The organism is Simiduia curdlanivorans, from assembly GCF_030409605.1.
In the GTDB taxonomy this organism is placed as follows: Bacteria; Pseudomonadota; Gammaproteobacteria; order Pseudomonadales; family Cellvibrionaceae; genus Simiduia; species Simiduia curdlanivorans.
This window is the reverse complement of the sequence record NZ_JAUFQG010000004.1, coordinates 2,377,701-2,400,000: the sequence shown is the minus strand read 5'-3', so window position 1 is coordinate 2,400,000 and position 22,300 is coordinate 2,377,701. Positions and strand designations below refer to the sequence as shown.

General features: G+C 52.4%; 22 protein-coding genes (1 of these 22 running past the window's edge). 1 reads left to right on the top strand and 21 read right to left on the bottom strand.

What is annotated here, in order from left to right:
- From bamB to trmJ, 18 genes are all read right to left on the bottom strand, one after another.
- On the bottom strand, positions 1–463 hold the beginning of the coding sequence (gene bamB, locus QWY82_RS10630) for an outer membrane protein assembly factor BamB (RefSeq protein ID WP_290262086.1). It extends 680 nt beyond the left edge of the window; only the first 463 of its 1,143 coding nucleotides appear in the window; its start codon is at positions 461–463; the stop codon falls past the left edge of the window.
- A complete protein-coding gene (locus QWY82_RS10625) occupies positions 463–1,137 on the bottom strand; it encodes a YfgM family protein (RefSeq protein ID WP_290262082.1) in 675 nt (224 codons plus the stop codon). The genes bamB and QWY82_RS10625 overlap by 1 nt, the downstream gene beginning before the upstream one ends.
- Positions 1,138–1,187: 50 nt before the next feature.
- Entirely contained in the window at positions 1,188–2,456 is a 1,269-nt protein-coding gene (gene hisS, locus QWY82_RS10620; RefSeq protein ID WP_290262078.1) for a histidine--tRNA ligase, read from the bottom strand.
- Between the two features lie 38 nt (positions 2,457–2,494).
- Complete coding sequence (ispG, locus tag QWY82_RS10615; RefSeq protein ID WP_290262075.1) at positions 2,495–3,607, bottom strand: flavodoxin-dependent (E)-4-hydroxy-3-methylbut-2-enyl-diphosphate synthase; 1,113 nt, start codon at positions 3,605–3,607, stop codon at positions 2,495–2,497.
- A gap of 19 nt (positions 3,608–3,626) precedes the next feature.
- Positions 3,627–4,538, bottom strand: a complete 912-nt coding sequence (locus QWY82_RS10610) for a helix-turn-helix domain-containing protein (RefSeq protein WP_290262072.1) — start codon at positions 4,536–4,538, stop codon at positions 3,627–3,629.
- 54 nt (positions 4,539–4,592) lie between these two features.
- The gene (pilW, locus tag QWY82_RS10605) at positions 4,593–5,357 is read right to left on the bottom strand and encodes a type IV pilus biogenesis/stability protein PilW (protein WP_290262070.1); all 765 of its coding nucleotides are present in this window, start codon (positions 5,355–5,357) and stop codon (positions 4,593–4,595) included.
- Positions 5,358–5,371: 14 nt separating this feature from the next.
- The gene (gene rlmN / locus QWY82_RS10600) at positions 5,372–6,532 is read right to left on the bottom strand and encodes a dual-specificity RNA methyltransferase RlmN (protein ID WP_290262068.1); all 1,161 of its coding nucleotides are present in this window, start codon (positions 6,530–6,532) and stop codon (positions 5,372–5,374) included.
- Between the two features lie 18 nt (positions 6,533–6,550).
- Complete coding sequence (gene ndk / locus QWY82_RS10595; protein WP_290262065.1) at positions 6,551–6,976, bottom strand: nucleoside-diphosphate kinase; 426 nt, start codon at positions 6,974–6,976, stop codon at positions 6,551–6,553.
- A gap of 200 nt (positions 6,977–7,176) precedes the next feature.
- A complete protein-coding gene (locus tag QWY82_RS10590) occupies positions 7,177–7,590 on the bottom strand; it encodes a SufE family protein (RefSeq protein WP_290262062.1) in 414 nt (137 codons plus the stop codon).
- Positions 7,591–7,648: 58 nt separating this feature from the next.
- On the bottom strand, positions 7,649–8,182 hold the full coding sequence (gene sufT / locus QWY82_RS10585) for a putative Fe-S cluster assembly protein SufT (protein ID WP_290262059.1): 534 nt from the start codon (positions 8,180–8,182) through the stop codon (positions 7,649–7,651).
- 10 nt (positions 8,183–8,192) lie between these two features.
- Positions 8,193–8,555, bottom strand: a complete 363-nt coding sequence (locus QWY82_RS10580; RefSeq protein ID WP_290262054.1) for a HesB/IscA family protein — start codon at positions 8,553–8,555, stop codon at positions 8,193–8,195.
- 10 nt (positions 8,556–8,565) lie between these two features.
- Positions 8,566–9,783 carry an aminotransferase class V-fold PLP-dependent enzyme gene (locus QWY82_RS10575; protein WP_290262051.1) on the bottom strand — a complete coding sequence of 406 codons (1,218 nt, stop codon included), beginning with the start codon at positions 9,781–9,783 and terminating at the stop codon, positions 8,566–8,568.
- Positions 9,780–11,015: a Fe-S cluster assembly protein SufD gene (sufD, locus tag QWY82_RS10570; protein ID WP_290259076.1), complete on the bottom strand. Its 1,236-nt coding sequence runs from the start codon at positions 11,013–11,015 to the stop codon at positions 9,780–9,782. Before sufD ends, QWY82_RS10575 begins: the two co-directional genes overlap by 4 nt.
- Positions 11,015–11,779, bottom strand: a complete 765-nt coding sequence (sufC, locus tag QWY82_RS10565; protein ID WP_290259075.1) for a Fe-S cluster assembly ATPase SufC — start codon at positions 11,777–11,779, stop codon at positions 11,015–11,017. Before sufC ends, sufD begins: the two co-directional genes overlap by 1 nt.
- Positions 11,780–11,800: 21 nt before the next feature.
- Positions 11,801–13,237 (bottom strand): Fe-S cluster assembly protein SufB, encoded by a 1,437-nt coding sequence (gene sufB / locus QWY82_RS10560; protein WP_290259074.1) that lies wholly within the window; start codon positions 13,235–13,237, stop codon positions 11,801–11,803.
- Positions 13,238–13,314: 77 nt separating this feature from the next.
- A complete protein-coding gene (locus QWY82_RS10555; protein ID WP_290259073.1) occupies positions 13,315–14,469 on the bottom strand; it encodes an aminotransferase class V-fold PLP-dependent enzyme in 1,155 nt (384 codons plus the stop codon).
- Positions 14,466–14,945 carry a Fe-S cluster assembly transcriptional regulator IscR gene (gene iscR, locus QWY82_RS10550; RefSeq protein ID WP_290259072.1) on the bottom strand — a complete coding sequence of 160 codons (480 nt, stop codon included), beginning with the start codon at positions 14,943–14,945 and terminating at the stop codon, positions 14,466–14,468. Before iscR ends, QWY82_RS10555 begins: the two co-directional genes overlap by 4 nt.
- Before the next feature lie 100 nt (positions 14,946–15,045).
- Positions 15,046–15,858: a tRNA (cytosine(32)/uridine(32)-2'-O)-methyltransferase TrmJ gene (gene trmJ / locus QWY82_RS10545; protein ID WP_290259071.1), complete on the bottom strand. Its 813-nt coding sequence runs from the start codon at positions 15,856–15,858 to the stop codon at positions 15,046–15,048.
- 478 nt (positions 15,859–16,336) lie between these two features.
- Between trmJ and QWY82_RS10540 the strand changes: the two genes are divergently transcribed.
- Positions 16,337–17,149, top strand: a complete 813-nt coding sequence (locus QWY82_RS10540) for an inositol monophosphatase family protein (protein ID WP_290259069.1) — start codon at positions 16,337–16,339, stop codon at positions 17,147–17,149.
- A gap of 90 nt (positions 17,150–17,239) precedes the next feature.
- On the opposite strand, the gene QWY82_RS10535 is transcribed toward QWY82_RS10540, so the two are convergent.
- The 3 genes from QWY82_RS10535 to secD all read right to left on the bottom strand — a co-directional run bounded on the left by QWY82_RS10535 (position 17,240) and on the right by secD (position 22,158).
- A complete protein-coding gene (locus QWY82_RS10535; protein WP_290259068.1) occupies positions 17,240–19,264 on the bottom strand; it encodes a PAS domain-containing protein in 2,025 nt (674 codons plus the stop codon).
- Between the two features lie 85 nt (positions 19,265–19,349).
- Positions 19,350–20,273: a protein translocase subunit SecF gene (gene secF, locus QWY82_RS10530; RefSeq protein WP_290262048.1), complete on the bottom strand. Its 924-nt coding sequence runs from the start codon at positions 20,271–20,273 to the stop codon at positions 19,350–19,352.
- Positions 20,274–20,283: 10 nt separating this feature from the next.
- Positions 20,284–22,158: a protein translocase subunit SecD gene (secD, locus tag QWY82_RS10525; protein WP_290262045.1), complete on the bottom strand. Its 1,875-nt coding sequence runs from the start codon at positions 22,156–22,158 to the stop codon at positions 20,284–20,286.
- Positions 22,159–22,300: the final 142 nt, after the last annotated feature.

Genomic DNA, 22,300 nt, shown 5'->3' with positions numbered 1-22,300 from the left:
GGCGGCCATCGTTGGTGGTGGCAACAACCACGCCAGCACTAGCGGTGGGCTCGGAAACCACCTCGCTCGATAACACCGTGCGCCACAGCTCACTGCCATCTTGCTTACTTAGTGCAATGATTTCGCCTTTGTAGCTGCCGAGCAACAAGGCTCGTGCCGACAAACCCACGCCGGCACTGATGGCCTGATCCAACTCGACCGACCACTGTTCCTTACCCTTGTTTTTATCGAAGGCAAACACTTCGCCCTCAACATCAACGGCATAAATCGTATCGCCTTCGATGGCCGGCACAAAACGCGAGTAGCGCTCATCCTGACCTGCGCCCACAGACACAGACCAAAGCTCTTGCAATTTCACCTTAGGCGCAAAGTCTTCCAGCTCTTTTGGCTCGATATCAATTTCATCTGTCGACGAACAAGCGCCCAGAAATAAAACGGCAAATAGAGCCAGTAAACGATTCATTAGACGTCCTTCTTATCGGCAGCTTTCGGCTGCACGCTATTTAATTTCATCCGTAGCTGGCCGGCGCGAGCCATGTCTTTCGCATCAACGCTGGCAATGGCAGCAGTATAAGCCTCGGCGGCCTTATCCAGCTTACTTTCAGCTGCAAACACATCGCCGCGCACTTCCGCATATAAAGATGCAAACGAGGCTTCCTCTTGAACAGAAATAACGCTCAAGGCATCGGCAAATTTTGCTTGGGCCGCTAAAACACGCGCCAAGCGCAAGCGCGCTAGCAATTCGACATTGAGCTCAGACGCCTGATCAAGCGCCCAGCGCAACTCGGCTTCTGCCTTGCTCAAATCATTCGCCTCAACAGCTTGTTTGGCCAACAACATAGCGGCCTGCACACCATAAAGTGTGTCCGCATGATTATCTTTTAAACCTTGGGCCAAATGGTTAATGGTTGCCTTATCGGTTTCCGATACGGCTTCTTGGCCAGCCATCAGCTCGGTAATTTGCTCGTATTGCGCAGAGGCTTCCTCAGCACCGGCTTGGCGCCCATCCTTCCATGCGCCGAAGCCCATATAGCCACCAACACCAATAATCACGGCAACAATTAATGACTTACCGTTTTCAGCCCACCAACGCTTGAGGGCTTCTACTTGTTCTTCTTCAGTTAAATGCGCAGACACTGTTTCAATCTCCAGACAGTTTTATTTTGTGTAAGTTTCTGTTTCAGAAATTACAAAGTTTTCAAAGCGGCAGCAATTTCGTCGCTAGCCAATGTTTGTTGTTCAGCATCTAAACGAAGATGCTTCAGGGTAACCTTCCCAGCCGCAACCTCATCTTCACCGAGAATCAGGGCGACTTGGGCACCGCTCTTATCGGCTTTTTTCATTTGGCTCTTAAAGCTACCGCCACCGCAATGACATTGAATAGACAGATAGGGTAGCGCGTCACGCAATCGCTCGGCCATCGCCAAGGCGGGCGCAACAACATCGCCAACGGCGACAATATACACGTCTGGCAGCTGCGTGGCAGCCTCTGGTACGCAATCTAGCGCCTGCAACAACAATACTAGGCGCTCAATACCCATGGCAAAACCCACCGCCGGTGTTGCACGACCGCCGAGCTGCTCCACCAAACCATCGTAACGCCCGCCGGCACACACGGTACCTTGCGCGCCTAACTTATCGGTCACCCACTCAAATACAGTCTTGGTGTAGTAATCCAAGCCACGCACTAAGCGCTCATTCACTTCATATTTGATGCCCGCGGCATCGAGCAGCGCCTTCAAAGTTGAAAAATGCTGCCGAGACTCCTCATCTAAATATTCAGACAGCCGCGGGGCATTCACCAAGAGTGCTTGGGTTTTCTGATCTTTGCTGTCGAGTACGCGCAGCGGATTAGAGCTCAGACGACGCAAGCTATCCTCATCCAGCTCGGACTTATGCGCCTCCAAAAAAGCCACCAGCGCGTCGCGGTATTGAGCGCGCGATTCGGGTACACCTAAACTATTGATCTGTAGTGTGACCGCGTCACTGACACCAAGTTCACGCCATAGGCGCGCGGTCAATATCAAAAGTTCGGCGTCCACATCGGGCGTAGCCATGCCGAAGGCCTCCACGCCAATTTGATGAAACTGACGCAAACGACCTTTCTGTGGCTTTTCATAGCGAAACATAGGCCCGGTATACCAAAGCTTTTGCACTTGGTTGTAGAGCAAGCCGTGTTCTTCACAGGCGCGAACACAACAGGCCGTGCCTTCGGGACGAAGCGTCACGCTTTCATCATTGCGATCCAGAAAGGTATACATTTCCTTTTCAACAATATCGGTCACTTCGCCAATAGAGCGCTTAAACAGCTCTGTTTGTTCCAGCACCGGAAAGCGAATTTCTTGATAGTGATAGCGGCGCAATAGATCCGCGACTGTCGATTCCAAGTATTGCCAAGTGCCTGCATCTTGCGGCAACAAGTCGTTCATGCCACGTATGGCTTGAATTTTTTTCACGATAATATCCACATACTGAACAGGCGCAACAGACCTTCCTAGGCCTTCGCGATGATTGATTCTTCCAATTTAGCTTTTGCCGCGGCCTTGGTGCGAATGAGTGATTCGAGCTCATCCACCAAATTTTCCGCTTTCAATTTAGTGTTGGGCAAGCCATCGATATAAACCAAGTTATTCGGCGTGCCGCCGGCTAAACCAATATCGGCTTCTTTCGCCTCCCCCGGGCCATTGACGACGCAACCTATGACGGCCACATCCATCGGCACGGTAATATCTTCGAGCCGCATCTCCAACTCATTCATGGTCTTAATGACATCAAAATTTTGACGTGAACAGCTGGGGCAGGCAATAAAATTAATACCCTTAGCGCGCAGCTTCAGGCTTTTTAACATATCCCAGCCGACTTTAATTTCTTCAACGGGATCTGCCGCAAGCGACACGCGAATGGTATCGCCAATGCCGTCCATTAACAGCAAGCCAAGGCCGATTGAAGACTTAACTGTGCCACCACGTAAACCGCCCGCCTCGGTAATACCTAAGTGCAGGGGCTGCTCAATCAAGGTGGCCAATTTTCGATAGGCCGCAACGGCCATAAATACGTCGGATGCCTTAACGCTAACCTTAAAATTTTGAAAATCGAATTTATCTAAATACTCTACGTGGCGCAGCGCTGACTCAACCAGGGCATCGGGTGTTGGTTCGCCGTATTTTTTCTGTAAATCTTTTTCCAACGAGCCAGCATTAACACCAATGCGAATCGGGATGTTTAAATCTTTAGCCTTGCTGATGACCGCTTCGATACGCTTTTCGCGGCCAATATTACCCGGGTTAATACGCAGGCAATCTACGCCTAAATCGGCGACGCGCAGCGCGATACGATAATCAAAATGAATGTCGGCAACTAAGGGCACCGGCGACTGCTTGCGAATCAAGCCAAAGGCTTCGGCGGCTTCCATACTGGGCACGGATACGCGCACAATATCGGCGCCGGCATTGGCCAGACGAACGATCTGGCCAACCGTTGCGGCAACATCGGTGGTTTCAGTATTGGTCATACTTTGCACGGAAATTGGCGCATCGCCACCCACGGGCACATTACCCACCATAATTTGGCGCGACTTTCTACGTTTGATGGGTGACTCAAAATGCATGATTACATCTCACAATCTATCAAGGTTGATCTACGGTAAACCTAAGGGCGCGATTACTATTGCGCGGATTAGAGTCAACTTTTTTGCCGTTTATAAACACTTCGGCAGCACGGGCATTGCCGAGCATGATATTAAAAGGCGCCTTGCCTTGAAGCACTACTTCATCGCCGGCATCCTTTAACTCAGTCGCTAGTACATCGCCCTTGGCATCGCTCACTTCGAGCCAACACTCTTCGTTAAAAACGATAGTCAGGGTATCAAAAACTGGCGCGACATTAGTCGGTGTCGAGGCCGCGGGTGCTTCCACCGCGGCGCTCGCACTCTGCGTCTCGGCAACCGGGACAGGCATGCCATCTGCAGATCGCTCACTGCTCTCAGCCACTGTGTCAACTTGCGTGGCGACTATATCGCCTTGCTCGCCCGCAGGGGCTTCAGCGTTTACATCTAGAGCAGGCGTTAGCGCTGCACTTGGCTGCGCATCCATCTCGACATCAAGGCTTGAAAAGTAAAAAAAACCAGCCAATACCACGAGAACCAAAACCGCCAACGCAGCCATAACAACCGGTTTCATCGACGGCTTATCATACAGCCCCAAACCTAAACGTTTCGCCTCACGCGGCGCAACCAGTAAGCCTACTTCGGCGGTTGCAGCCACATAGTTTTCATAGCGCACAATCGCCTGCGCTTCATCTAAATCGAGTATTCGGCAATAGGCCTTTATGTAGCCCCGAATAAAGGTTTCGCCCTGAAATTCCTCAAAGGCATCGGCTTCTAACGCGACCAATTTCACACGGCTCATGCGCAGTTGATCGGCAGCGGCTCGCACATCCAAGCCCTTCGCCTCTCTCGCCTGCTTAAGCATGGCTCCTGGCGTCAAAATTGTATCGGCGTCGGCGTTTGCCACCTCAACCTTCTCATCTTCTTCTGTCATCTGCTTGGCCGTTTTAGTTTCATTATTATTGTAATCCCCACCTCAGGCGGTGAACTATTGACGTCCTTGACTCTTTTTGTAGTCCAAATACTCGGGCGAATAAGGGAACATATTCTTGAGGCTCATCACTTGGCTGGCCTCCTTATCCTTATTGCCAAAAATTTGTTCAATACGGATACTCAACCATAAGCTGCGCGCCGTCGGGCGGCTTAATTTCTCGAATTTATCTAAGGATTTTTTACATTCAGCGTAATCTTCTACATCGAAGTAATAGCCGGCCAACTCTAAATGCGCAGGCGCTAAACCTTTATCCAACATCACAGACTGTTTGAAAGCCGCGAGTGCGCGATCTTGCTTGCCCAGTTTCATAGCGGCAATACCAACGCCATAAAGTGCCACGGCACGTCGATCGTAACCTAGATCGTCACTGGCCTTTTCGTATTGTTCATAGGCCTCTTTGAAACGTTCTTTGCCAAATAAGAAAGTTGCATAATTCAGACGCGCCGAAGTGAAATTACTATCCTCGCGCAGTGCCTTTTTAAACGATTCTTCAGCCAGTTTTGGCTCACCCTCTAACTGATAGAGCAGGCCGCGTCCGTTCAACATACCCGGGTCGTTAGGCGCAATATCTGCAGCCTTGGTTAAATGAAAGCGGGCGGAGTCTAAATTGTTTTCACGAATATACCCAAGCCCCAGCTGTACGTGAGTGGCAAGCGCCTTTTCAGGGTTCACCTTGGCTACGTCTTTTTCCATGGTCGTAACGCAGCCGCTCAATATGATAAGCAAGCCACATAAAACACCTGTTTTTACAAGAGACATAGTCACCCCAGTTTTTAGCCAATAATACGCACAGCGTCTTCTTGCTGTTGCGCTAAATGTTTATTGCGATAGCGCTCGGCACGCCGGGTTAAATCGTTAATATTTCCCGCCAACTGACCACAGGCCGCATCGATATCATCACCGCGCGTGGTGCGAACCGTGGTTACAAAACCCGCATCAATTAAGATGTTTTGGAAGCGCCTTAAACTGTTATTACTGACGCGTTTGTAATCCGATTGAGCAAAGGGATTAAACGGAATCAAATTGATTTTGACCGGTACATCCTTGAGAAGTTCAGCCAACTCGTGAGCGTGCTCAGGGCGATCGTTAACGTGATCCATCAAGGTATATTCGATGGTGATTTTACGGTGGGTATCCGGCAAACCGTCGATATAGCGCTTGGCCGAAGCCAACAACATCGCAATGGGATACTTCTTATTGATAGGCACCAATTCATTGCGCAGGGCATCGTTGGGTGCATGCAGGGAAATGGCCAAGCAAGCATCTGTGTGCTCGCCCAAACGATCTAGCGCTGGCACAACACCACTGGTGCTCAAGGTCACACGGCGCTTAGAAATACCGTAGCAGTTGTCGTGCATCATCAGGTGCATCGAATCGACCACATTATCGAAATTAAGCAGCGGCTCGCCCATGCCCATCAGCACGACATTGGTGATTCTGCGCGGCCCGCCAACTTGCAGCTGCCCAAATGACTGGGCGGCAATCCACACCTGGCCGATAATTTCGGCGGCGGTGAGATCGCGGTTAAAGCCCTGCTTACCGGTGGCGCAAAAGCTGCAATCGAGGGAGCAACCCACCTGCGATGACACACATAAAGTGCCGCGCTCACCGTCTGGAATGAAGACGGTTTCAATAACACTCCCGCCCTCAACTCTGATCAAAAATTTACGGGTGCCATCAACTGAATCCAGTTGCTGCTCGACCGTGGGAAAGCGAATCTCCGCCACTTGCGTGAGCTTGTGCCGGAGATCTTTGCTGATATTGCTCATTTGTTCAAAATCAACAACACCGAGCTGGTGAACCCATTTCAAAACTTGTTGAGCACGGAAGCGCTTCTCGCCAATGGACTCAAAAAACGCTTCCATTTTCGATTGCGTAAGCCCCAGCAAATTCGTTTTCGCGGGGTTTGTGCTTACTTCCTGAACATCACTCATGGGGTTCACCTGATAAAATTAGCGCGAGCTAATTTCAGTTGCGGCGAAAAAGTACGCGATTTCGCGGTTGGCTGAGGCAACAGCATCAGAACCGTGAACAGCGTTAGCATCAATGCTGGTAGCGAAGTCAGCACGGATAGTGCCAGCAGCCGCTTCTTTTGGATTAGTAGCGCCCATCAGGTCGCGGTTTGCCAGAACAGCGTTCTCGCCTTCCAATACCTGAACCATAACGGGACCAGACGTCATAAAGGCCACTAGGTCGGCGAAAAAACCGCGCTCGCTGTGCTCAGCGTAGAAACCTTCGGCTTCAGCTTTAGACAGGTGCTTCATCTTAGCGGCAACCACCTTCAAACCGGCTTTTTCAAAACGGCTGTAAATTTCGCCAATAACATTTTTGGCAACAGCATCAGGCTTGATGATAGATAGGGTACGTTCAACGGCCATTTAACTCTCCGAGCTCACTTCAGTTAATAAAATCATGGTCAGCGCCCACAAAAACCTGAGCGCAGAATGGTAAGTGCAAAGCCCCAATTGGCATTTGGGGTTTCCAATGCATAAAACCCGCGAATTATACGCGGGTTTCTAGGACTTTTGTACGCGCAAGCCCGCAGAATGAGGACATTTTAACGGACAATAGCCATATATTAGCCTTTTGCGGCCTCGGCGATAGCGCGAACCCGCCCCACCATAGCCCGCAGGCCATTGCCCCGAGTGGGACTCAAGTGGCGCTCGAGATCGAGCTTGGCAAAGTAGGCGTCAATATCGAAGCCTAATATCTCGGCACTGGTGCGCCCCTGATAGGCCGCCAGCACCAGCGCTAACAAGCCACGCACGATCACTGCGTCGCTATCGACAGTAAAAAACAGCCGATCCTGCTCGCGTCTCGGCTCTATCCAAACATTGCTTTGGCAGCCTTTTACCAGCCGCTCTGGCGTATGCAGCGCCGCATCCATGGGGCTAAGGGCACGACCTAAGTCGATAATGTATTTGTATCGCTCTTCCCAATCGTCGAAAAAAGCGATGTCTTCAAGAATATCTTCGGTAGAGGGCAAGCTCATGACAATCCAATTTCTCAATGTATGACAGGGTAAAAACAGAATCGGGCAAACGCCACCGCTAGAAAAACAAACCCGCTTCTAACTGAGCCTCTTCGCTCATCATATGCCTTGCCCACGGCGGGTCGAACACTAGATCTACCACCACAGACTTAACGTGCGGCACCTTGCCGACGCGATATTCCACATCGCCCACCAGCACCGGCCCCATACCGCAGCCGGGCGCGGTTAAGGTCATTTGAATGGTGACTAGGCCGGTATCTTTGTTCACTGAAACACTGTAAATCAGGCCCAGAGACACTAAGTTAATCGGTATTTCTGGGTCGTAAATGGTTTCCAACGCCGCCCAAACTTGAGCCTCACTGACCAGGCCCGAGCCATCATCAACAAAATTGAGCTTTTCCGGCTCGGCGCCAATAGCGTCGGCATCGGTGCCGTCTATACGCAGCATATTGCCCTGCCAAGTGACGGTGTAATTACCGCCCAGGCTTTGTCGAATATTGACAAACTCGCCCTCGGGAATCACCACGGGCATACCGGCCGGCACCCTGCGAGCGGGGCAGGCCCGACGCGTCACCACCATATTCTGTTGCATCTAGCCGGCCTCAGTTAACAGAGAAACTTTCGCCGCAACCGCACTCGGCCACTACGTTGGGGTTGTTGTACTTGATCACGCGATTGACGCCCTCGAGGGCGAGATCTATTTCTGTGCCGCGAATTAACGGCGCCGCATCGGCGGAAATAGCCAGCGTAACCAGGTCGGATACCTTAATAAGGGTATCGCCGGCCTCGCTTTCAGCAACGGCATCCAGCACATAGGCGTAGCCAGTACAGCCGCTGGTTTTCACGCTTAAGCGAATCAGTTTGGCTTGCGCCGCAAACAATTTTTTGGCGAAGTGCTGCTCCGCTTTCGCGGTGACAGACACGAGCGCAGCACTGGGATCAAAGGTAGACACAACTGATGACAAAGTAGACACCTCAAGCCAACATGAATTTAACTTTATCGAGCGCGGTAAACAGCGCATCGATTTCGCTCGTACGAGTATAAATAGAAAAAGACGCTCTAGCGGTACCAGGCACCGCCAACCGGCGCATCAAAGGCTCGGCACAATGGTGGCCAGTGCGAATAGCAATGCCCTGCCGATCCAGTAAAAAGCCGATATCAGCCGGGTGACCGCCGTCCATCAAAAAACTTAACACGCCAGATTTTTCAGGCGCCTGACCGACAATGCGCAAGCCCTCAAAATCGATAGCTAAGGCAGTGGCGTGCGCCATTAACGCGCGCTCGTGCTGCTGCAAACCGAGCAAATCTAATTTAGAAAACCAATCAATCGCGGCTCCCAAACCAATCACGCCGGCAATATTCGGTGTACCGGCTTCCAAACGATAGGGCAAGGTATTCCAGCTGGCGCTTTGATAGGTCACCTCGCTGATCATCTCACCGCCGGTTTGCCACACTGGCCACTCGGCCAATAGCGACTCGCGCCCCCACAAAACACCAACGCCCGTAGGGCCAAACATTTTATGGCCGGAAAAGGCATAAAAATCACAGCCGATAGCCTGCACATCAACACCGCCGTGAGCGATACCCTGCGCGCCATCGATCAACACCAGCGCGCCAACAGACTTTGCTTTTGCGGTCATGGCCACAATAGGGTTCACAGTGCCCAATGAATTCGACACATGGGGAAAAGCCACCAAGCGGGTCTTATTAGTGAGCAACTGCTCGAATGCCGTTTGGTCTAACTCGCCGCTGTCAAAAATAGGCGCCACTTTTAAGGCGGCACCGCTGCTTAAACAGGCCTGCTGCCAAGTAACAATATTGGCGTGGTGCTCCATCTCGGTGACCACTACCTCATCGCCCGGCTGCAATTGCTTGGCAAGGCCGTGGGCGACAATATTAATCGCCTCGGTGGTGCCGCTGGTCCAAATCACTTCCTGACGCGCGCGCGCGTTAATAAAACCAGCCACACAATCGCGCGCCGCCTCGTAGCGCGTCGTCGCTTCATCGGCAAGGCGGTGCGCGCCGCGGTGCACATTGCTGTTGTAATTAGAATAGTACTCCACCAGCGTATCGATAACACACTGCGGCTTTTGCGTGGTTGCCGCGTTATCTAAATACACCAGTGGGTTGCCATCTATTTCCCGCTTTAAAATAGGAAACTGGGCGCGAACACCTTCAACATCGAAACTCATTTCACGTCCATCCGCGCAAAGCGATCGCGCAATTGCGGCCGCAACCAATTGGCCAAGGCCTCATTCGGCATGTCGTCGACCAGCTCATTGATAAAACCGAAACTCAACATCACCTGCGCTTGCGCCCGGCTGATGCCACGGGTCTGCAAATAGTACAAAGCCTGCCTATCGATCTCGGCCACTGTTGCACCATGGGCGCAGCGCACATCGTCAGCGTAGATTTCAAGCTCGGGCTTGGTATTAATTTCCGCACCGTCAGACAATAATAAATTTCGATTGTTTAATTCCGCTAAGGTTTTTTGCGCGTCGCGATGAATATGAATGCGACCGTTAAAAACCGCTTTGGCCTTGTCTGCGACAATGCCACGCACGTTTTCTTCGGTGGTACCGTTGGGCTTGGCGTGTTCAATGGTGGTGTGTAAATCGAACAGTTCGCTGCCGTCTAGTAAGTAAATGGCATTCATTTTCGCCTGCGCAAACTCGCCGGCGTGGATAACATCCACATCCAAACGCGCCAGCTCGCCACCAAAGCCCACCAAGGTAGAATTTAGCGCGCTTTTATCGGCGAGGGAAAAATGACAACCGCCCACGTTCAATGCGCTGCCCGTTTGCAAGGCAAACCGATAGTGCTCGAGCGCGGCTGCCGCCTCAATCTGATACTCGGCAAAGTGGGTGCTAAAACTAGCGCCCGAACCCTCGGCTTGCTCGATCACGCTAACCTTCGAGCGCGCGCCAACACGCACCAAAACACGGCCATGGGCCTGAGCATTTTCGGTCACCCGATAAATAATACGCAGCGGTCGCTCGACCTGACAATCCGGTGCTATATCAATCACTAGGCCATCATTGGCTAGCACATCGTTGAGCAAACCAAACACATGGCGCTCGGGTTTGATGCCGCAAAAAAGCTGTTGCCCCATCACCGATGGCTGGGATAACAAGGTAATACTGACACCGGCAGGCAGCGTGGCGGGCAGCACTGGCTTACCGTCTTGCAGCAAGATATCGATGCTATCCAAGCCTTCGATCACCGGCAAAGCGTCAACCGCATCGGCGCTCACTTGGCTAAAATGTGACTTTTCCAAGGCGCGAACTGGCGTGTATTTCCAAGCCTCAACTTTGCGATTGGGCCAGCGCGCTTGCCGTAAGGTGGCGAGAGACGCTTGACGCTTGGGCGCCAACCAATCCTGCGGTGTTATGCCGGCCAATGTGGTTTCAAGCCAAGCATTCATTAGGCATTCACCTCGGCAACGGGATCTTTTGCAAGCCAGCTGTAACCTTGCGCCTCCAGCTCTTGCGCCAATTCTGGGCCGCCGCTTTTGACAATTTTGCCGTCCGACAAAACATGAACATAATCAGGCTTGATGTAATCGAGCAGGCGCTGGTAGTGGGTAACCACGATAAAACTGCGCTTTTCACTGCGCTGGCTATTGACGCCTTCGGCAACTACTTTAAGGGCATCGATATCTAAGCCAGAATCTGTTTCATCGAGAATACATAAGGTCGGCTCTAGCAAAATCATCTGCATGATTTCGTTGCGCTTTTTCTCGCCGCCGGAGAAACCCTCGTTAACGCCGCGCTTTAAAAACTCAACCGGCAGATTCACTTGCTTACAGGCCACGCGCGCCAATTTCAAAAACTCGGCCGAGCTCAGTGGCGCCTCGTCGCGCGCTTTACGCGCTGCATCCACAGAGGCTTTTAAAAATTCGAGGTTGCTAACACCGGGAATTTCCACCGGGTATTGAAACGCCAAAAACACACCGGCACGGGCCCGCTCTTCGGTTTCCATATCGAATAAGTTCTGGCCATTTAGCTCGGCACTGCCCTGCTCCACTTCGTAACCGGGGCGGCCCGAAAGCACGTAACCCAGGGTGCTCTTGCCAGCGCCGTTAGGGCCCATGATCGCGTGCACCTCGCCGGGTTTTATCTCTAGTTCCAGACCCTTAAGAATGGTTTTATCTTCAACGCGCGCATGTAAATTTTTAATCGAGAGCATAATATTTTCCTGAAATCCGACTTAACCCACTGAGCCTTCGAGGCTAATTTCTAACAGCTTGCCCGCTTCAACGGCAAACTCCATGGGCAGTTCTTTAAACACTTCCTTACAGAAACCATTGACGATCATGGAGACCGCCTTCTCTGCATCCAAGCCGCGCTGTTGACACAAAAACATCTGGTCATCGCTGACCTTAGAGGTTGTCGCTTCGTGCTCGACAATGGCGGACGGGTTGCGGCTCTCTACGTAGGGAAAGGTGTGTGCACCGCACTTATCGCCGATGAGTAAGGAATCACACTGAGTAAAATTGCGCGCGCCGTGGGCACCGGGGTTCATGCGCACCAGACCGCGGTAACTATTATTACTGCGGCCGGCGGAAATACCCTTGGAAATAATGGTAGAGCGGGTATTTTTACCGAGGTGAATCATTTTCGTGCCGGTATCGGCCTGCTGCTTGCCGCGTGTTAAGGCAACGGAATAAAACTCGCCAATACTGTCATCGCCTTTCAAAATACAGCTAGGGTATTTCCACGTCACCGCCGAACCGGTTTCCACCTGGGTCCAACTGATTTTGGCGCGATCGTGGCAGATGCCGCGCTTAGTCACAAAGTTATAAATACCGCCCTTGCCGTTTTCGTCACCGGGATACCAGTTTTGCACGGTAGAGTATTTTATTTCCGCATCGTCCATCGCCACCAATTCAACCACCGCCGCATGCAGTTGGTTTTCGTCGCGCTGCGGTGCGGTACAGCCCTCTAAGTAGCTCACATGGCTACCCTCATCGGCGATGATAAGCGTGCGCTCAAATTGACCGGTGTTCTGTTCGTTAATGCGGAAGTAAGTCGACAACTCCATCGGGCAGCGTGTGCCTTTGGGAATGTAAACAAAGGAGCCATCGGTAAACACGGCGCAATTTAGCGCAGCGAAATAATTATCTTTGGGCGGCACCACACTGCCTAAATATTTTTTTACCAGCTCCGGGTGACTTTGCACGGCTTCAGAGATGGGGCAGAAAATCACACCGGCTTCGGCCAGCTTCTCGCGAAAGGTGGTGACCACAGAAACCGAGTCGAATACGGCATCTACCGCAACACCAGCCAACATCTGTTGCTCGAGCAGCGGAATGCCTAACTTTTCATAGGTGCGCAACAGCTCGGGGTCGACCTCGTCCAGAGACTTAGGCCTGTCCTTCATGCTTTTCGGTGCCGAGTAATAGGAAATGGCTTGGTAGTTTATTTTGTCGTAAACCACATGCGCCCACTCGGGCTCTTCCATCTCTTGCCAGCTGCGGAAGGCTTTAAGCCGCCACTCGAGCATCCACTCGGGCTCGCCCTTCATGGCCGAGATACGATGAATAACGTCTTCATCCAAACCCGGGGCAAAAGTTTCCGATTCGATCGCCGACACGAAACCGGCTTCATACTCGCGCTTCAGTGCCTTGTCTATTTGCTCAGTCATACGGACCTTCTACATGCCAAGTGTTGCGCAAGGAATAGCTTGCGCATGAAATAAAATTTGTCGATCAATGCCAGCCATTAGCCGTGCACCGGCTGCAATGCGCCCACAACATCGACGATATGTGCCACGGCGCGCTGCACGTCCTCAGCCGTGGTAAATCGCCCGAGGGAAATGCGCACCGAACTGTGCGCCTGTGCATCGGACAAGCCCATGGCCTTCAATACGTAGGACGGCTCCATACTGGCGGAGGTGCAAGCGGAGCCCGAAGACACCGCGATATCGCGCAAGCTCAACAACAGGGTTTCACCATCCAATGCGCCGAAATTAACATTCAAGTGAATCGGGCTCAGCCATTCGGTTGAGCCATTGCGAGCAATGGCCGGCAAGGTCGAAATACCCTGCCACAACTGATCGCGCAAACGCGCCGTGCGCTCGGCATCAACTTGCTGCTGTTCGACACACAATCGCGCCGCTTCGCCAATACCCACCAGCTGATGGGTGGCCAAGGTACCAGAGCGCAAACCGCGCTCGTGACCGCCGCCGTGGATTTGCGGCTTAACTTGCTGCGCAATAGCGCGGCGCACATAAAGCGCTCCCACGCCCTTGGGGCCATAAAATTTGTGTGCCGATAAGCTCAGCAAATCAACCTGCAAAGCACTCACATCCAAGGCTATTTTGCCCGCCGATTGGGCGGCATCGACATGCATCAGCACATTGGCCGCGCGACAAAGGGCGCCCACTTCAGCCACGGGGTTGACCACGCCGGTTTCGTTATTAATGTGCATAACGCTCACCAACCGCGTATCGGGGCGCAGCGCCGCCTGCACCTGCTCGACACTGATGCGGCCATCTGTGCCGGGCATCAGGTAAGTGACGGCGACACCGCGCGCCTCTAACCATTTGGCCGGGTCAATCACCGCCTTGTGCTCAACCGCCGTGGTGATTAAATGACCTTGAAAATTCAGCGCTTCGAACACACCCTTTAGCGCTAAATTGTTCGATTCAGTCGCGCCGCTGGTCCACACCACTTCGCGCGGGTCGGCCCTTAATAGCTCAGCCACTTGGCGCCGCGCCAACTCAACCTGCTCCTCGGCTTGCCAACCGTAGATGTGCGAACGCGAGGCCGGGTTGGCAAACATGCCGTCCATGGTTAAACAGCGCGCCATAGCATCGGCCACGCGCGGGTCGACGGGGGTGGTGGCGGCGTAATCTAAATAGACCGGCAACTTCACTGGGGCGCAAGCTCCGATAAAACCAATGATTGGGCCTCGTTCTCAGCATCCTGCCGGGTGCAGACGGCGCGCACATCGTGGCGCTGCATCAAGGCCGACAGGCTAATAGAGTTCAAAAATTGGTGAATTTGCATACTCAGATCACTCCACAAATTGTGAGTGAGGCAGACTTTGCCGTTCTGGCAATTGCCACTGCCGCCGCAGTTGGTGGCATCGATAGACTCATTAACCGCGTCGATAATTTGCGCGACAAAAATATCATCGGCGTCGCGGCTCAAGCGGTAACCACCGCCTGGGCCCCTAACACTGGTAACCAACTCAGATTGACGCAATTTAGAGAAAAGTTGCTCTAAATAAGACAGCGAGATTTCCTGGCGCTTGGATATATCGGCTAGGCTCGTGGGGCCTTGTTGCATGTGCATGGCCAAATCCAACATGGCTGTCACCGCATAACGACCTTTAGTTGTCAGTCTCATAAGCGTGTTCCATCAGACAGTTATGCCTCACAGGCGATGGGAGCATTATAAATACCCCACTAATCTAGTCAAGTATTTAACCTACTAAAGCACTCAGGTATTAGTGCTTTTCCGGCCCATCGCCCTCTCCGCCCGCCTTTAGCGCCGCCACCTTGCGATCGGTGTGATAAATGTAGTTCTGGGTGGCGGTGAGAATGCCGCGCAGGATATTGAGCTCCATCTGGTCCAAGCGCGCTCTGTTAAAGAGCCGGCGCAGGCGTGTCATGGTCTGGCGCGGGTTGTCGTGGGTGATGAAATCCAGCCGCTCCAGGGTTTCTTGCAGGTGGGTATAGTAATGCTCTAGCTCGTTGCTGTTGGCCGGCGGCTGATCCCAGTCGTCAAAATGCGGCGCTTTGCCATCGCGCTGCTCCAACATCATCATGCGCAACTCGTAGCAGATGACCTGCACGGCAGTGGCGAGATTGAGCGAGCTATAGTCTTCATTGGCCGGAATGTGCAGGTGAAGATTACAAGCCTGCAGCTCCTCGTTGGTCAAACCGCGATCCTCGCGGCCAAACACGATAGCCACCTTGTGCTGGCGCGCCTCGGCTGCCACTTGACCGGCGGCCTCGCGCGGCGTTTTTATCGGCCAGGGAATACTGCGCCCGCGCGCGCTGGTACCTATCACTAAGCCACAGTCGCCAATGGCCTCGGCCAAGGTGGCCACCACTTGCGCACCATCCAATACGTCGGTGGCATTAGAGGCGCGCCAGGTCGCCTCGGCCGACGGATATTCGCGCGGCTCCACTAGCCACAGGTTACTTAGGCCCATATTTTTCATCGCCCGCGCGGCACCGCCAATGTTGCCAGAGGCCTTGGTATTAACCAGTACGATTCTGACCTGCTGAAACCAATCTTCTGTCTTGTCTGGCATGTGATTACCCACGGGCGCAAAAATGGCGCGCATTGTAGCAAAAGCCCACGCCAGCGCCCACCCAAATAGTGGCTATTTAACGCCCAGCCCCTATGCTAAGGAGCGAGTGTGCTGTTATAATCCGCGCCCCCAATTATCCCGTAGCCGCCAACACCGGCGCTACACAGCGGTAACTGCGCTCTTAGGCCTGCTCATACCTATTTGATGGTCGATGTTGTGACGGAAAAGTAGCCAATTTAGGCGCAAGGAGTGATGTTTGGTCACTCCAAATGAACGACGAGCAACGATAAGTGGCGACTTTTCTGCCACAACCCGTAGGGCTGAGGCCATTTATGCACTCAGCTTCGTTGTTCGGCCGCTCATGTAGGTAACTACACTTCGCACCCTCTGCCTTGCTGAGTACATAAATGACATTCAGCAGCGACTATTAAATAGGTATGAGCAGACCTCACAATTCAACTGCCCTGTCGGAGTCCCCATGGAACCCATGCTGACCATTGCTCTGCGCGCTGCGCGCAAGGCTGGAGAACTGATTGAACGCGCGCTAGAGCGTGTAGAATTTGTCGCTATTGAAACCAAAGGCCAAAATGACTTTGTCACCGAAGTCGACAGGGCAGCAGAGAAAGAGGTGATCTACCACCTGCGCAAAGCCTACCCAGATCACAATATGCGCGGCGAAGAGTCTGGCCTCAGCATCGGCAAGAGCGGCGACAGCGATTACGAATGGGTTATCGACCCGCTCGACGGCACCACCAACTTCATCAACGGCATCCCCCATTTCGCTATTTCCATTGCCTGCAAACGCAAAGGCGTTTTAGAGCACGCTCTGGTTTACGATCCCATGAAGCGCGAAGAATTCACTGCCAGTAAAGGCAAAGGCGCCATGCTCAATGGCCGTCGCATTCGGGTATCTTCACGTCGCGGCCTAGAAGGCGGTTTGATCGGAACCGGCATACCTTTTAATGGCTGGGCGCTCGAGCACATAGACCCCTACCTCGCTGCGGTAAAAGAAATTGCCGGCCAAACCGCGGGCATCCGCCGCCCAGGCGCCGCCTCGCTAGATCTCGCCTACGTTGCCGCTGGTCGCTACGACGGCTTCTGGGAAATGAATTTAAATGAGTGGGATATCGCCGCAGGTGTGCTGCTAATAAAAGAAGCCGGTGGCCTAATCTCCGACTTCAAAGGCGGCAACAGCTACATGGATACCGGCAATGTTGTGTGCGGCGGGCCAAAAGTGTTTAAGCCGCTGCTGCAAATTGTCGGCAACCACATGGGCCACATTGGCAAATAAAGCAGCGACATAAAAAAGGGATGCAGATGCATCCCTTTTTTATGTTTTTTATGTTTCTTCTTTGCGCTCTAGGGTGAGGCTATCAAGCGCTTAACGGACCAGGCGATTGAGCGTTAAGATCAGTGCGTTTATATCCACGGGTTTGGTCAGGTATTCAAAAAAGCCGGCCTTCCTGCCTCGCTCGATATCAAAACTCATGGCATTGGCAGACAGCGCAATAACCGGAATATCGGCCAATTGCGGATCGGCCTTTAACACCTCCAGCACTTCGTAGCCGTCCATGCCCGGCAAATTAATATCCAGAATAATAAAGTCGGGCAAAAAAGTCCGCGCTTTATACAAACCGAAAAAGGCCTCTTCGGCGACTTCCAATTGCAGCAAATCAAAGCGCTGGCAAAACTGGCGAATAACGCGAATATTGGATGGGTTATCTTCGATATATAACACCCGATGGGGCTTGGAAATATTCAGCTCGGCGCGCGCCAATGGCGTGTTGGTAACATTGAAGGGCACCGCATCTTGCTGGGTGGATTTTTTAAAGGTGAGCCAGAAGGTTGTGCCGTGGCCAACGCGGCTCTCGAAATCAATGGTGCCGCCCATCATTTCCATTAAGCGCCGAGTGATAACCAAGCCGACCCCGCTGCCTTCGATCTTTCCGCCCTCCGCGCCCAGCCGGTTAAACGGCTGGTACATCTCCTTGCGCTTCACCTCGGGAATGCCATAGCCCGAATCGCGCACGCCGATGCGCACGTTTTCTTCATCAGACATATAAAACACCACCTCAACCGAACCACCCATGCGATTATATTTAATCGCATTGCTCATCAGGTTGAGCAAAACTTGCTTTAGCCGAACACTATCGGCATGAATATAGGTGCCCGACCATTTGCGGAAATCGACGCTCATTTTAATGGCGCGACTGTCGGCCAAAGACTGCACCAACTGCACGCACTCGCGCACTACGCGCGCTGGCAACACCGGCTCCAAAGACAAGGTGAGCTTGCCCGATTCAATTTTAGCCAAATCCAACACGTCGTTAATCAGCTGCAGTAAATGGCTGCCGGCTTTGCGAATTTCGCGCACATTTTCTTGCTGCTCACTGGTTAAATTATTGTCGTAATCAAATAGCTGGGCGAAGCCCATGATGGCATTTAGCGGCGTGCGCAGCTCGTGGCTCATACTGGACAAGAATTCCGATTTAGCGCGATTGGCTCGCTCAGCCGCCTCCTTGGCTTGCATCACGCGCTCTTCGGCCTCCTTGATCAGAGTAATGTCCATATTACTGCCGGCCATACTCACCACTTCGCCGGCGGCATTTAACGATGCAGAGCCTCTGCCTTTAATCCAACGATAGCGGCCGTCCACGGCCTTCATGCGATATTCGATATCAAAGGGCACGCCCTGACTGATGTGCGTCGCTAAGGTGTCTTTAAAGCGCGACACGTCCTCCGGGTGCATGAGTTCATACCACAGCTGCAGGCGATTGCGCCCGCGGGTTAACACTTCATCGTGCTCTTCGTAACCCAGCTGCTGCCAACAGCGATTGGAAAAGTCGAGGGTTTTATCTTCGCGATTCCACTCCCAAATACCATCATTAGACGCTTCAATAATACGCTCGTGGCGCGCCTCGCTCTCGGTCAGGCGAGCGGCCGTTTCCTTGAGCTCGGTAATGTCGACGTTTACACCGGATAAAAAATGCACCTTGCCATCGGCGGCGCGGCGCGAGGAGCCCCGCGTTTGAGTCCAGGCATAATCGCCGTCCGCTTTTCGGATACGGTATTCAGCACTGTAAGGCGCACCGTGGATGACATGGCTTTGCACCGCAGCTTCAATTACTGCCACGTCGTCTGGATGAACAAAATTAAACATATCCGATGCACTGGTCATGCTGCTTCGAACCTCAGCATCGTAACCTAAGCCATCCCAGAAGCGCCCTTCCCAATAGAGCTGATTGGTATCTAGGTTCCACTCCCAAAAGCCACAACCGCTACCATGAAAAATACGGTTATAACGCTCCAGTTGCGCGCGCATCTCTTCCGGGGAGGCCTTAGTCAAATCCGCAAAACTCAGGGATAAATAGCCTAGCGTTTCTCTCGGGCTTTCACTGTCGCTCATAATCGCAATCCGCGCTGGCACAATTCAGATATGGCATAGTACACCAAATACAAAAATGGCGGCCGAAGCCGCCATTTAAATACCGTTAAGGGAGATCGTCTATCTCTGCCCCTTCCTTCACCGGTGGCATTAAATCCTCTTTGACGATATGCAAACTCAACAGCAAATTCGACGCCACATAGATGGATGAGTAAGTACCAATCACAATACCCACCAACAATGCCGCAGAGAAACCTTGCAATAACTCACCGCCATACATGTACAACACAATCAGTACGATTAAGGTTGTACCGGAGGTCATTAATGTACGGTCTAAGGTTTGCGTCAGCGACACGTTAACCACTTCCAGCGATTCCGTCTTACGCAACACAGGGAAGTTTTCCCGCACCCGGTCAAACACCACAATAGTATCGTTTAACGAGTAACCCACCACGGCCAACACCGCCGCCAACACCGATAGATCAAAACCTATCTTAAACAGCGAGAAAAAGCCCAAGGTAATGATCACGTCGTGCACCAAGGCCGCCACTGCCGCCACCGCAAACTTCCACTGGAAGCGCAGCGCCACATAGGCCATGACCACGACGAGCGCAAATAGCATACCAATGCCACCGCTATCGCGTAATTCTTCACCCACCTGCGGGCCGACAAACTCAACCCGGCGCAATTCGATGTTGCCACTCTCTTGAGACTTCAATTGCGCAACAACTTCATTACCTAAACTCTCGGTAAAGTCCTGCTGCATGCGAATCAGCACATCTTCATCGGAGCCAAAATTCACCACAATTACATTGCTGTAATTGGCGTCGGTTAAGGTGGTGCGAATCTGCTCTAGGTCGGCCTTGTGTTCGTAGCGCACTTCAATTTGCATACCGCCGGTAAAATCTAAACCGAACTGCAAACCGTTAACCGCCAGCGAACCAATAGAGCCAATCAGAAGTAAGGCGGAAAAAACGGTAGCGATAATGCGGCTACCCATAAAATTAATTGTTTTATTTGCAATGCTCATGGTCGCGCCCTCAAATCCACACTTTCTTCACGCTACGGCCGCCATAAATGGTATTGATCACTAAACGTGACACCATAATGGCCGTAAACATGGAGGTTAAAATACCCAAGCTCAGCGTTACCGCAAAGCCTTTAACGGGGCCGGTTCCAATCGCATAAAGAATCACTGCAACAATCAAGGTGGTGACGTTGGCATCGAGAATGGTGGTAAACGCCCGTTCATAACCGGCATTAATGGCCGACTGGGTCGGCAGGCCGTTGGCTATTTCCTCCTTTATTCGGGAGAAAATAAGCACGTTAGCATCCACCGCCATACCCACCGTCAACACGATACCGGCAATACCGGGCAGGGTTAAGGTGGCGCTTAACAGCGACATACACGCCGCCAAAAGCACCACGTTGGCCGCCAGCGCGATATTGGCTGCCAAACCAAACACCTTGTAGTAAAGCACCATAAAAATTAGTACAACGGCGAAGGCGATTTGAACAGAGGTCACACCCAAGCGAATATTTTCGGCACCCAGTGATGGGCCGATGGTACGCTCTTCAACAAAGTACATAGGCGCGGCCAAAGCACCGGAGCGCAATAGCAGGGCAAGTTCTGACGCCTCCGCCACATTGTCTAAACCAGTAATGCGAAATTGCACGCCCAAAGCACTTTGAATGGTGGCCAAACTGATAATTTCTTTTTCGACAATTTGACGCGGCGTGATAACTTCCTCGCCCGCTTCGTTAGTGGTGCGATCTAAACGGGTTTTGTACTCGATAAACAGTACGCCCATGCGACGGCCAACATTAGAGCGTGTAGCGCGGTGCATTTTAGTGCCGCCAATGCTATCGAGATTAATGTTTACCTGCGGCTGGTTGCTCTCTGGGTCAAAGCTACTTTGCGCACCGGATACGTGATCGCCGGCAATAATCAGCGCCCGCTCTAGGTCTGCGCCACCGGTGCGGCGTTGATCGGCTTCGCTTTTAAAATCGAAACGCTCTTTGTTAGTCACCAGCTCGCTCGGTTTCGCCTCTAAACGAAACTCCAAGTTGGCGGTTTTACCAATTACGCGCTTGGCCTCGGCGGTATCTTGTACGCCGGGCAGCTCTACCACAATGCGGTTGCGGCCTTGGCGCTGTACGATAGGTTCAGACACACCCAGCTCATTCACACGGTTGCGCAAGGTGGTTAAGTTTTGACTCACCGCGTAATTTTCAATTTCGCGAATTGCCGCTTCGCTAAAGGTAGCGGTAACGGTAAAGGTGCCGTCGCTGTTATCGGCCACATCGCGGGTTAGATCGGCAAAATCTTTGCGGAAAATATCAGACGCCGCATCGCGATCTTCAGCCGAGCGAAACACGGCCGTAATCACACCCTGCTCACTTAACTCAACCGACACATAGCGAATGCGCTCGTCGCGCAATTTGCCTTTAAATTCGGCAATGCTCGATTCCTGGCGTTTGGCAATGGCAGATTTAGTATCTACCTCCATCAAAAAGTGCACACCGCCGGATAAATCCAAACCTAATTTCATCGGCCCTGCACCCATGGACCTGAGCCAATCGGGCGTGGTGGGAGCCATGTTGAGTGCCACTACGTAGCTGTCACCCAAGGCGCGCTGAATAATGCGCTTGGCCGGCAATTGATCTTCAACCTTGGTTAACCGAATCAATGCCGCTTTCGCGCTTACGGTTTCACCGAAGTGCTCAATGCCTTCGGCCGACAAGGCCTTGGTCGCATTATTGAGCACCGCTTGATTCAACTCCATGGCACTAGACTCGCCAGAGATTTGTACGGCGGGGTCAGGCGCGTAGAGGTTGGGCATGGCAAAGACAAATGCCAAGCCAATAACTGCCAATATCAGCAGGCTCTTCCACAGTGGGTAGCGATTCAACATAGTGGTTTCCGTGATGGGCGCGATTCACGCCCCGTTATTTATAGTGTGTGCAAAATTTGATCAGAAGGCGTGTAACCACACCTTTTTATTGTCTGACTTAGATAAGGGCGCTAGCCGAAATTGCAAGGTTGGGGATTATACC